Genomic DNA, 11650 nt, shown 5'->3' with positions numbered 1-11650 from the left:
CCTGCGGGGAGGGCCCCGGCGCCCGCGCGCGTCCGGCCGGACCCGCCCGTGCGGGCCGGGGCCCTTCGCGCGCAGGCGCACGCGGGCGCGTGTCGCGAGCGTAAGAAACGGTCATACCCGCCATGGCCTGCGATCAAGCGTCCGAGAGGTCGCCGTTTTCGCTCCTGTGGCTGAAATTTGCCCGAACGGTGGGTGAGAGATCGCTTCGGGGGCCTACCCTTCAACAGGTGAGCCAGACGATGTCGCACGAGTCCGACGCCGAGCTGCCCGGCGAAGCCGCACTTCCGGGCAGGCTGCCCGACGCGCTCCGCGCCGAGCTGATCGCCTTCCGGCGCGACCTGCACATGCACCCGGAGCTGGGACACCAGGAAGTGCGCACGACGGGTGCCATCAAAAGGCGGCTGGAAGCGGCCGGTCTCAGACCGCGTGTGCTGTCCATGGGCACGGGCCTCATGTGCGACATCGGCACCCCGGACCCCGGGCGCCCCATGCTGGCGCTGCGCGCCGACATCGACGCGCTGCCCATCCCCGACACCAAGACGACCGTGCCGTACCGCTCGACCGTGCCCGACCGCGCGCACGCCTGCGGCCACGACGTGCACACGGCGGTCGTGCTCGGCGCGGGTCTCGTCCTCGCCGATCTGCACGGCCAGGGGCTGCTGCCGCACGCCGTGCGGCTGATCTTCCAGCCGGCCGAGGAGGTCCTGCCCGGCGGCGCCCCCGAGGCGATCGAGTCCGGCGTGCTGGAGGGAGTGGGCCGCATGCTCGCCGTGCACTGCGACCCGAAGGTCGACGCCGGCCGCATCGGCCTGCGCGTCGGCCCCATCACTTCCGCCTGCGACCGGCTGGAGATCGCGCTCGACGGCCCCGGCGGCCACACCGCCCGCCCGCACCTGACGACCGACCTCGTCACGGCGGCCGCGAAGGTGGCCACCGAGGTGCCGGCGCTGCTCGCCCGCCGCGTCGACACCCGCTCCGGGCTCGTGCTCACCTGGGGCCGGATCGCCTCCGGCCACGCCGCCAACGTCATCCCGCAGCACGCGGAGCTGTCCGGCACCGTGCGCTGCCTCGACCTCGCCTCCTGGCACGACGCGCCCGACCTGGTGCACGCCGCCGTCGACGAGGTCGCCGCCCTGCACCACGCGAAGACCGAGATCACCTACGTCCGGGGCGTACCGCCGGTCGTCAACGACGCCGCCATGGCCGAACTGCTGCGCGCGGCGCACGCGGTGCGGCGCGGCGCGGACGCGGTCGAGGACACCGAGCAGAGCCTCGGCGGGGAGGACTTCTCCTGGTACCTGGAGGAGGTCCCGGGCGCCATGGCGCGCCTGGGCGTCCGGCCGCCCGGCGAGGGCGCGCGCTACGACCTCCACCGGGGCGACTTCGACGTCGACGAGCGGGCCATCGCGGTGGGCGTGGAACTCTTCACGGCCGCCGCGTTGATCGACGGCAACCGGCTGTAATCGAACTGGACACCTGCCGTTCGCGACGATCCGATAACAGCTTACGTAGGGGCCTTTATCTGACATCTACGCGCGTTACGATCGCGGCGAAACCAGCGCCGGAAGAGGCGCTTCGGTCAGTTTGAAGGGACCACCCTCTTGCGCCGGGTAACCAAGGTCGCCGCGTCGGGGATAGCCTCCGCCGCGCTCGCGCTGTCTCTCGCCGCCTGCGGCAGCACGTCGGAACAGAAGGCCCAGGACGATTCGTCGAGCGGCTCGGCCAAGGCGGGCGGCGTCAAGGTCGGTGTGGCCTATGACGTCGGCGGCCGTGGAGACCACTCCTTCAACGACTCCGCCGCGCGCGGCATCGACAAGGCCGAGAAGCAGTTCGGCGGGTCGGTGAAGGAACTGACCGCGAAGACGACGGACACCGAGGCCGACCGCCTCGACCGCCTCTCGCAGCTCGCCGAGGCCGGCTACAACCCGGTCGTCGGCATCGGCTACGCCTACGCGAACTCCATGAAGGAGGCCGCGCAGAAGTACCCGAACACGACCTTCGGCATCGTGGACTCGTCCGTCGACGCGAAGAACGTCGACAGCATCGTCTTCACCGAGGAGCAGAGCTCCTACCTCGGCGGTGTCGCCGCGGCCCTGAAGACGAAGACGAACCAGGTCGGCTTCATCGGCGGCGTGGACGTTCCGCTGATCAAGAAGTTCCAGGCCGGCTACGAGCAGGGCGTGCACGACACGAACCCGAAGATCAAGGTCGACGTGCAGTACCTGTCGCACGGCTCCGACACCTCCGGTTTCGCGAGCCCCGACAAGGGCCAGGCGGCGGCGCAGGGCATGCTCGACAAGGGCGCTGACGTGATCTTCGCGGCGGCCGGCTCCTCCGGCTCCGGCTCGATCGAGGCCGTCCACGGCAAGAAGGGCGCCTGGGCGATCGGCGTCGACTCCGACCAGTACCAGCAGGCCTCCCTGGCGCAGTACAAGACGTCGATCCTGACCTCGGTCGTCAAGAACGTCGACGTCGGCGTCTTCGACCTGGTGAAGTCGATCCACGACAAGAAGCCGCTGACGGGCACGAACACCTACTCGCTGGCGAAGAACGGTGTCTCGCTGACCACCAGCGGCGGCTACATCGACGACATCAAGGCGAAGATCGACGCCGCGCAGCAGAAGATCGTCGACGGCAAGGTCAAGGTCAAGACGACCCCGTGACCCGCTGACCCCGGCGGCGCGGGCCGCACCTCGCGTGCCCCGCCCGCCGGTGACTTCCGCGGGCCCGGTGAAGGGCGTCCGTACCCCCTTCACCGGGCCCGCGCCATGCCCGGCGGGTGCCGGAACCATCGCGGCACCCGCCCTGACGAAGTGTCAACTCTACGCGCGTAGTGGGGAGTTGACGCAAGGGTGGCACCCCCCGGCCGTAGTCTGGGGGCGCCATCGAACGCACCCCCTCCCCACCCCTCCTTACCTCCAAGGAGAGTGCGCCATCAACGCGTCCAGCCCTCCCTCGCCCCAGGGCCCGCCCGGCACCCCGGGCGCCCCGACCCCCGCCGCCGCGGCACGGGCCGCCGCACCCGCGGTCGAACTCCGCGGCATCACCAAGCGGTTCCCCGGCGTCGTCGCGAACAGCGACATCGACATCACCGTCCGCAAGGGCACCGTCCACGCCCTGTGCGGTGAGAACGGCGCCGGCAAGTCGACGCTGATGAAGATCCTCTACGGCATGCAGAAGCCGGACGAGGGCACCATCACCATCGACGGCACCGCCGTCTCCCTCGGCAGTCCCGCGGACGCGATAGCCCGCGGCATCGGCATGGTGCACCAGCACTTCATGCTCGCCGACAACCTCACCGTCCTGGAGAACGTCGCCCTCGGCAGCGAGAAGCTGTACGGCATCGGCGGCCGGGCCCGCGCGAAGATCCGGGAGCTCTCGGACGCGTACGGCCTCAACGTCCGGCCCGACGTCCTCGTCGAGGAGCTCGGCGTCGCCGACCGGCAGCGCGTGGAGATCCTCAAGGTCCTCTACCGCGGTGCCCGCACGCTCATTCTCGACGAGCCCACGGCCGTCCTGGTCCCGCAGGAGGTCGACGCGCTCTTCGACAACCTGCGCGGACTCAAGTCCGAGGGCCTCACCGTCATCTTCATCTCGCACAAGCTGGGCGAGGTGCTCTCCGTCGCCGACGAGATCACCGTCATCCGGCGCGGCACCACGGTGGGCACCGCCGACCCGCGCACGACCACCTCCCGGCAGCTCGCCGAGCTGATGGTCGGCAGCGAGCTGCCCTCCCCGGAGACCCGCGAGTCCACGGTCACCGACACGCCCGCGCTCACCGTCAACGGGCTGCGGCTGACCGCGACCGACTCCGACGGCGTCGTGCGCGAGGTGCTCGACGGCATCGACTTCACGATCCACCAGGGCGAGGTGCTCGGCATCGCGGGCGTCGAGGGCAACGGCCAGGCCGAGCTCGTCGAGGCCGTGATGGGCATGCGCACGCCCGACTCCGGCCGCATCGTCCTGGCGGACGAGGACATCTCCACCGCCCCGACCCGCAAGCGCCGCGAGAGCGGCATCGGCTACATCCCCGAGGACCGGCACCGGCACGGCCTGCTGCTGGAGGCGCCCCTGTGGGAGAACCGCATCCTCGGGCACGTCACCGAGACCCCGAACTCCCGGCGCGGCCTGCTCGACGGCCGCGCGGCCCGGCTCGACACCGAGCGGATCATCGAGGAGTACGACGTCCGCACGCCCGGCATCGAGGTCACCGCGGCCTCCCTGTCCGGCGGCAACCAGCAGAAGCTGATCGTCGGCCGCGAGATGAGCCACCACCCCAAGCTGCTGATCGCCGCGCACCCCACGCGTGGCGTGGACGTCGGCGCGCAGGCCCAGATCTGGGACCAGATCCGCCAGGCACGCCACGAAGGACTGGCGGTCCTGCTCATCTCCGCCGACCTGGACGAGCTGATCGGCCTGTCCGACACCCTCCGGGTGATGTACCGCGGCCGGCTGGTCGCCGACGCCGACCCCGCCACCATCACGCCCGAGGAACTGGGCTCCGCGATGACCGGCGCGGCCAGCGGCCACCTGGACCACGAGGCCCCGGGCATCCCCGCCCAGGCCGCACCGGAAGGCGGCGACGACGCATGAACAAGCTGACCGCCCGCGTCGACAGGGAACGGCTGCTCCTCGCACTCGCGGCGCCCGTCCTCGCCGTCGTCGCGGCACTCGTGGTGACCGCGCTGGTCATCCTGGCGACCGGCAAGAACCCCTTCGAGGCGTTCAACGACATGCTGTCGTACGGCTCCGCCAGCGACAGCCAGATCTACATCCTGAACAAGGCCACGACGTACTACCTCGCCGGTGTCGCCGTCGCCATCGGCTTCCGGATGAACCTGTTCAACATCGGTGTCGACGGCCAGTACCGCATCGCGGCCTTCTTCGCCGCGGTCGTCGGCGGCGCCCTGCACCTGCCCGGGCCGCTCCAGATCGTCGTGATCATCCTGGTCGCGATGGTCGTCGGCGCCATGTGGTCGGGCATCGCGGGCATCCTCAAGACCTCGCGAGGGGTCAGCGAGGTCATCTCCACGATCATGCTGAACTCCATCGCGACCGCCGTCATCGCGTACCTGCTGCAACCCGGAAAGCTCGGGCAGCTGGACGACGCGGGCACGCTGGTCTCCACCAAGAACCTGCCGAAGTCGTCCTGGTTCTTCACCTTCGACGCGGGCCCCGCGGGCGAGCTGTGGGGCTTCATCGTCATCGCGGTGCTGGTCGGGATCGCCTACTGGTTCGTCCTCGGCCGCACCCGCTTCGGCTTCGACCTGCGCACCGTCGGCCAGTCCGAGAGCGCGGCGGAGGCCAGCGGCGTCGGCGTGAAGAAGATGGTCGTCACCAGCATGGTCATCTCGGGCGCCGTCGCCGGCCTCGTCGGCATGCCGACCCTCCTCAACGACAGCCACGCGTTCAGCAACGACTTCCCGCTGGGCGTCGGCTTCACCGGCATCGCCATCGCGCTGCTCGGCCGCAACAACCCGGTCGGCATCGCCATCGCCTCGCTCCTGTGGGGCTACCTGGAACGCACCACCGGGCACCTCGAACTCATCGGCTACGACAAGGAGATCCTCGGCGTCATCCAGGGCGTCATCGTCCTGTGCGTCGTCATCGCCTACGAGCTCGTACGCCGCTTCGGCCTGCGCCGCCAGCAGCAGCGCGTGGGGGCCGAACTCGCCGCTCAGGCGGCCGCAGCCACCGACGAGAAGCTGGAGGTGGCGCGATGACCACCACGACCACCGCCGCCACTCCGCCGCCCGCCGCCCCGGCGGCGCCCGGCGGGCGGCCCGCGGGCCGCGGCAGGCTCTCCCCGGGCCGCCTCCTGCTGATCGTCGTCTTCGCCCTCGTCCTCGTCTCCGCCGTCCGCGTGCTCACCGGCTCGCAGCAACTGGACTCCGAGGGCCAGATCGCCGCCGCGCTCGGCCTCGCCGTGCCGATCGGCATGGCCGGCCTCGCCGGCCTGTGGTCCGAGCGTGCGGGCATCGTCAACATCGGCCTCGAAGGCATGATGATCCTCGGCACGTTCGGCGCGGGCTGGGTCGGCTGGCAGTCGAGCCCCTGGCTGGGCCTCCTCGCCGGCATCGCGTTCGGTGTTCTCGGCGGGCTGCTGCACGCCGTCGTCACGGTCACCTTCGGCGTGGACCACATCGTCTCCGGTGTGGCCATCACCCTGCTGGCGCAGGGCGTCACCCAGTACCTGGCGAAGCTGTTCTTCAACCACGGCACCGCGCTCGACAAGGGCGGCAACCCCAAGCAGTCGCCGCCCGTCGACTCCCTGCCGCAGTTCACCGTGCCCGGGCTGTCCAGCGGCCTGAACTCGGTCGCGAACCACCACTGGTTCCTGATCTCGGACCTCGCGGGCATCGTCGGCGGCATCTTCACCAACCTGTCGATCCTGACGATCCTCGCCGCCGCGCTGTTCGTCGCGACCTGGCTGGTGCTGTGGCGCACGTCCTTCGGCCTGCGCCTGCGGTCCGTGGGCGAGAACCCCGTCGCCGCCGAGTCGCTCGGCGTCAACGTCTATTCGTACAAGTACATCGGCGTCGCGATCTCCGGCGGCCTCGCCGGCTTCGGCGGCGCGTTCCTCGCCATGGTCTCCTCGCACTTCTACCTGGAGGGCCAGACCGGCGGGCGCGGCTACATCGGTCTCGCCGCGATGATCTTCGGCAACTGGCGGCCCGGCGGTCTCGCCATGGGCGCCGGGCTGTTCGGCTTCTCCGACGCGCTCCAGCTGCGCAACGGCGGCGACACTGTGCACGCGCTGCTCCTGCTCCTCGTGGTGCTCCTGGTACTGCTGGGCGTATGGAAGGCGTACAAGAAGGCGACGGTCCAGGCGATCGCGAGCGGGGCCATGGCCGCGGTGATCCTGGTGTGGTATCTCCTGACCGACACGGTGCCGGACGACTTCGTCGGCGCGACGCCGTACGTGGTGACCCTGCTGGTGCTGTCCCTGTCGGCGCAGCGCCTGCGGATGCCGAAGGCGGACGGCCTCAGGTACCGCAAGGGACAGGGCTCGTGACAGGCACCGCCGAGCCCGACTGGGCGGCGCTGCGGGAGGCGGCGCGCGAGGCGATGTCCCGCGCGTACGCGCCCTACTCGCGCTACCCGGTCGGGGCGGCGGCCCTCGTCGACGACGGCCGCACGGTCGCCGGATGCAACGTCGAGAACGCCTCGTACGGCATCAGCCTGTGCGCGGAGTGCGGCCTCGTCTCGGCGCTCCAGCTCTCGGGCGGCGGCCGCCTCACGCACTTCACGTGCGTGGACGGCGCCGGCCAGGTGCTGGTGCCGTGCGGCCGGTGCCGTCAGTTGCTGTACGAGTTCGGCGGGCCCGCGCTCGTCCTCGAGACCCCGGCCGGACTGCGCACGCTGGACGAGATGCTGCCGCAGGCGTTCGGCCCCGACCACCTCAAGGCCGCCGCCGACGCGGGCCACGCGGCCCCGGACGCCGGCCTCTCCCCGAACGACACGAACGAGAAATGAGCGACATGGACGTCATCTCGGTGATCCGCACCAAGCGGGACAAGGGCGAGCTGACCCCGGAGCAGATCGACTGGGTCATCGACGCGTACACGCGCGGCACCGTGGCGGACGAGCAGATGTCCGCGCTGGCGATGGCGATCCTGCTGAACGGGATGAACCGGACCGAGATCGCCCGCTGGACCGCCGCGATGATCGCCTCCGGCGAGCGCATGGACTTCGGCTCGCTCTCCCGGCCCACCGCGGACAAGCACTCCACCGGCGGCGTCGGCGACAAGATCACCCTGCCGCTCGCGCCGCTGGTCGCCGCGTGTGGCGCGGCCGTGCCGCAGCTCAGCGGCCGGGGCCTCGGCCACACCGGCGGCACGCTCGACAAGCTGGAGTCGATCCCCGGCTGGCGCGCCTCGCTCGGCAACGAGGAGATGCTCCGCGTCCTCGACACGACCGGCGCGGTCATCTGCGCCGCCGGCGACGGCCTCGCCCCCGCGGACAAGAAGCTCTACGCGCTGCGGGACGTGACCGGCACGGTCGAGGCGATCCCGCTGATCGCCTCCTCGATCATGTCGAAGAAGATCGCGGAGGGGACGGGCTCGCTCGTCCTGGACGTGAAGGCCGGCTCGGGCGCCTTCATGAAGACGGTCGAGGACGCGCGGGAGCTCGCGTCGACGATGGTCGGCCTCGGCACCGACCACGGCGTGCGCACCGTCGCCCTGATCACCGACATGGCCACGCCGCTCGGCCTGACCGCCGGCAACGCGCTGGAGGTGCGCGAGTCGGTGGAGGTCCTGGCGGGCGGGGGACCGGCCGACGTGGTCGAGCTGACGCTCGCCCTGGCCCGGGAGATGCTCGCCGCGGCGGGCCTGCCGGACGCCGACCCGGAGAAGGCGCTCGCGAGCGGCGCCGCGATGGACGTGTGGCGCCGCATGATCGCGGCGCAGGGCGGCGACCCCGACGCGCCCCTTCCCACCGCCCGCGAGACGCACGTCGTCACCGCGCCGGCCACCGGCGTGCTGTCCCGCCTCGACGCGTACGACGTCGGCGTCGCCGCCTGGCGCCTGGGCGCGGGCCGCGCCCGCAAGGAGGACCCGGTGCAGGCCGGAGCGGGCGTCGAGCTGCACGCCAAGCCGGGCGACGCGGTCACGGCGGGCGAGCCCCTCATGACACTGCACACGGACACGCCGGAGAAGTTCGCGTACGCGGTCGAGGCCCTCGGCGGCGCCTTCGACGTCGCCGCGCCCGGCACGCCGTACGAGCGCACCCCGGTGGTCCTGGAGCGCCTGGCCTGACCCTGCTGTGAGCTGCTGTTTCGGGCCTCAGGCATATGCGTCTGACACGTCCGGGTGAACGGGATCGGCGTACCTGCGCCGGTCCCGTTCGGCGTGCTGGACTCGGTGACGACCGGCGAGGGAGACGGAGACAGCCATGAGCGCACGCGCTGCGGAGCCCGCTACCCCTGAGGGGGACGGCTGGGACGGCTGGGACGACTTGGTTCGCGGCTACGAGGCCACGCATGCCCCGCAGGGCTGGACGGTGGAGATCATTGAAGGGGTCATCACCGCGGCACCACCGCCGTCCGACGAGCACAACCTGATCGCGGGCATCGTCCAGCGCAGGCTCTACTCCGTCATCCCGGACCACTGGGATGTGTACCAGACGCTGGGACTCACCGTACCCAGGAAGAAGGGGCTCTTCATTCCGGATCTGGTCGTGGCGCCGCGGGCGGAGCTCACGGTGCCGGGCAACTCCGTCGCCGCCGACCGGGCCGAGCTCGTCGTCGAGATCACCTCGGAGTCGAACGCCAACCACGACCGCATCGCGAAGGCCGGCGGCTACGCGGGCGGGGGCGTGCCGCTCTACCTGCTGCTCGACTCCTGGCACTCGGCCCGCCCCACCTTCACCCTGTACGGCGAACCGACGCGGCACGTACCGGACGCTGCTCGCGGGGGAGTACGGGGAGAAGCTGAGCCTGCCCGCGCCCTTCGGCTGCGAGATCGACACCTCGGCGTTCCCGGTCGCCTGAGGGCGGATCCGTCCGCGTGCCGCGGATCCGTCCGGATGCTGCCGCGCCGCGCGTTCCGCCGAGGCCCCTGGCGCCCGTCGTCCGCCGTCCGGCTCCCGCCCGCGCCCGGGCGGGAGCCGCCCATGGACCGGCGCCACGATGAGTTTCCGTCGCGGTCCCGGTCCTTTCCCGTGTGACAGACACCCGTCGGATCGTCCTGTCCGTGCCGGGCCCGCTCGCGGCGGGCGACGCGGACCGGCTCTGCGCCGAGCTGACCGCACGGGCGGCCGGCGGGGAGGCGCTGGTGGAGATCCGGCTCGGCGGCGCGGTGACGGCCGGCCTGCCCGCCGTCGAGGTCCTGGCCAGGCTGCGGCTCACCGCGCGCGGGCTCGGCTGCGTGACCGTCGTGGTGGGCGCGGGCGAGGAGCTGGTCGCGCTGCTGCGCACGCTCGGCCTCGGCTTCCTCCTGGCGGACGGGCGGCCGCCGGGCGACCGGGACGGCGGGCCGCCCGGTCCGCTCCGGAGACCTCCGGGCGGGACGGGCGAGGGGCCCGGCGGTCCCGGGGGCCGGGGCACCCTGCGGTCAACCACCGATTGACGAGGGGCACGGGCTCGCGCGGCCGCCTGCCGTTCCGCCCGGCGGGACGCCGGGAGAGGCCGTCCCGCTCGGACGTCAATTTCACGCCACGTCGTTTTTCCGCCAACTGGCACATTCCCGTGGCCGATTCGCCGATGTGATCTATCTATCCCCGACGGTGCGTCAGGCCAGGCCGGAGGTGGGATGGCGGTGCCGTTAGCGCACGGCAAGCGCATGAATACGCATGTTTGTGCGGTGCGTGACGGGAGGGGCCGTCGGCTCGAAGTGCTGCCTTCGGCCTTCGAAGCACCGCTGTTCGTCTGTAGCATCCGCCTGTGCCCGTCCCCCCACCGTGCGGGATCGTGCCCCGCGTCGCGCCGGGCGCCGCCTGACAGGCAGGTGCCGCCCGCCCGCGGAGCCGAACTCCCCCTGCCCCGACGACCGTCCGCTTGAGGATCTGATGAACCCACCCCCACAGGACTCGGTCTCCTGGTCGTTGATCCTGGCCGCCGTCCTCGCGGTCGCCCTCGTCGTCACCGCCGCGGTGGCCCTGCGCGGGCGCAGGGCCGTGCGCCGTGCCGACACGCGCGCCCGCGCGGCCGAGGAGCGGGCCCGCGCCGCGGAGGAGGCGCACCGGGCCGTCGAGGAGCGCCGCCGCGCGCTCCGGCGCGAATTCGACCTGCGCGACCTGGAGGACAGGCACCTGGTGGAGCGTCAGGTCCCGGCGCTGGTCCAGGCCCTGTGGGAGGGCCGCGAGCCCGAGTTCCCGCCGCCGCTGCACACCACGGCCGAGGGCGGCAGCGCCTTCGCCGACCGGCGCGAGGACGCGCTCCAGCAGATCCGGCAGGCGGCCGGCATGGTCGCGGGCCGCGCCGAGGAGGGCGCGAAGGCCGTCGTCTCCACGGTCACCCGCTCCATGCAGGGACTGCTGAACGACACCACGAACGCCATCGACGCGATGCTGGAGCGCCACGACGACCCCGGGGTGCTCGCCGACGCGACCGCCATCGACCACGCGAGCAACCAGCTCGTGCGCCGCACGCAGATCATCAACGTGCTGACCGGTTCCTGGCCCGGCCGGCAGCGGCGCAGCTCCCCGCTGCTCGACGTCGTGCGCGGCGGTGTCTCCAAGATCCGCGACTACGACCGCATCAAGATCACGGGCGCCCCCGCGTACCGCGTCGTCAGCCAGGCGGTGGAGCCGGTCGTCCTCGCCGTGGCCGAGCTGCTGGACAACGCGGCCCGGCACTCCGAGCCGGGCTCCGACGTGCAGGTGTGGTTCGTCCAGGCGCACAACGGCGTCACCGTGATGATCGACGACTCCGGCGTGGGACTCACCCGCGAGACCCGCGAGCACGCCCGCCTCCAGCTCTCGGGCGAGGAGGAGGTGCGCCTGACCCACATGGGCAGCCGTCCCAAGTTCGGGTTCGCCGCCGTCGGGGTCCTCGCCCGCCGCTACGGGTTCCGCGTGAGCGCGCCCCCGCCGCGAAGGGCGGGATGTGGGACTGTGGGGACGACAGGGGTGCCGGGAACGATCCGGGGCCCTGCCGCGTTACCCGTTCGTGCGCCGTGACATCGCGGTGACAGGGTGTGGCGACGGG

General features: G+C 72.0%; 9 protein-coding genes and 1 pseudogene. All 10 read left to right on the top strand.

Features of this window, described 5'->3' with window-relative positions:
* The first annotated feature begins 239 nt into the window (after nt 1–239).
* The 10 genes and pseudogenes from L1885_RS15040 (at nt 240) to L1885_RS14995 (ending at nt 11622) form a co-directional block, all read left to right on the top strand.
* Nucleotides 240–1463 (top strand): amidohydrolase, encoded by a 1224-nt coding sequence (locus L1885_RS15040; RefSeq protein ID WP_235797612.1) that lies wholly within the window; start codon nt 240–242, stop codon nt 1461–1463.
* A 138-nt stretch (nt 1464–1601) separates the two neighbouring features.
* A complete protein-coding gene (locus L1885_RS15035) occupies nt 1602–2663 on the top strand; it encodes a BMP family lipoprotein (protein WP_235797609.1) in 1062 nt (353 codons plus the stop codon).
* 271 nt (nt 2664–2934) lie between these two features.
* Entirely contained in the window at nt 2935–4593 is a 1659-nt protein-coding gene (locus tag L1885_RS15030; RefSeq protein ID WP_372481951.1) for an ABC transporter ATP-binding protein, read from the top strand.
* Nucleotides 4590–5723 (top strand): ABC transporter permease, encoded by a 1134-nt coding sequence (locus L1885_RS15025; RefSeq protein WP_235797608.1) that lies wholly within the window; start codon nt 4590–4592, stop codon nt 5721–5723. Before L1885_RS15030 ends, L1885_RS15025 begins: the two co-directional genes overlap by 4 nt.
* Nucleotides 5720–7015: an ABC transporter permease gene (locus L1885_RS15020; RefSeq protein WP_235797607.1), complete on the top strand. Its 1296-nt coding sequence runs from the start codon at nt 5720–5722 to the stop codon at nt 7013–7015. The genes L1885_RS15025 and L1885_RS15020 overlap by 4 nt, the downstream gene beginning before the upstream one ends.
* Nucleotides 7012–7404 (top strand): annotated as a pseudogene (locus L1885_RS15015) (cytidine deaminase); the annotation flags it as partial. The gene L1885_RS15020 and the pseudogene L1885_RS15015, both read left to right, overlap by 4 nt.
* Nucleotides 7405–7481: 77 nt before the next feature.
* Nucleotides 7482–8759: a thymidine phosphorylase gene (locus L1885_RS15010; protein ID WP_235797610.1), complete on the top strand. Its 1278-nt coding sequence runs from the start codon at nt 7482–7484 to the stop codon at nt 8757–8759.
* Nucleotides 8760–8895: 136 nt separating this feature from the next.
* Nucleotides 8896–9669, top strand: a complete 774-nt coding sequence (locus tag L1885_RS15005; protein WP_308117327.1) for a Uma2 family endonuclease — start codon at nt 8896–8898, stop codon at nt 9667–9669.
* A complete protein-coding gene (locus tag L1885_RS15000) occupies nt 9666–10070 on the top strand; it encodes a hypothetical protein (RefSeq protein ID WP_235797605.1) in 405 nt (134 codons plus the stop codon). The genes L1885_RS15005 and L1885_RS15000 overlap by 4 nt, the downstream gene beginning before the upstream one ends.
* 439 nt (nt 10071–10509) lie before the next feature.
* Nucleotides 10510–11622, top strand: coding sequence for an ATP-binding protein (locus tag L1885_RS14995; protein ID WP_235797604.1), 1113 nt, complete (start codon nt 10510–10512; stop codon nt 11620–11622).
* Nucleotides 11623–11650 lie beyond the last annotated feature (28 nt).

The organism is Streptomyces fuscigenes (genome assembly GCF_021556455.1).
GTDB classification, from domain to species: Bacteria; Actinomycetota; Actinomycetes; order Streptomycetales; family Streptomycetaceae; genus Streptomyces; species Streptomyces fuscigenes.
This window is presented reverse-complemented; position numbering and strand designations above follow the sequence as displayed.

Bases quoted from the DNA above. Each gene is read 5' to 3' on its own strand.
- L1885_RS15040 (WP_235797612.1), top strand. From the start codon at position 240: ATGTCGCACGAGTCCGACGCCGAGCTGCCCGGCGAAGCCGCACTTCCG.
- L1885_RS15025 (WP_235797608.1), top strand. From the start codon at position 4,590: ATGAACAAGCTGACCGCCCGCGTCGACAGGGAACGGCTGCTCCTCGCA.
- L1885_RS15020 (WP_235797607.1), top strand. From the start codon at position 5,720: ATGACCACCACGACCACCGCCGCCACTCCGCCGCCCGCCGCCCCGGCG.
- L1885_RS15010 (WP_235797610.1), top strand. From the start codon at position 7,482: ATGGACGTCATCTCGGTGATCCGCACCAAGCGGGACAAGGGCGAGCTG.
- L1885_RS15005 (WP_308117327.1), top strand. From the start codon at position 8,896: ATGAGCGCACGCGCTGCGGAGCCCGCTACCCCTGAGGGGGACGGCTGG.
- L1885_RS14995 (WP_235797604.1), top strand. From the start codon at position 10,510: ATGAACCCACCCCCACAGGACTCGGTCTCCTGGTCGTTGATCCTGGCC.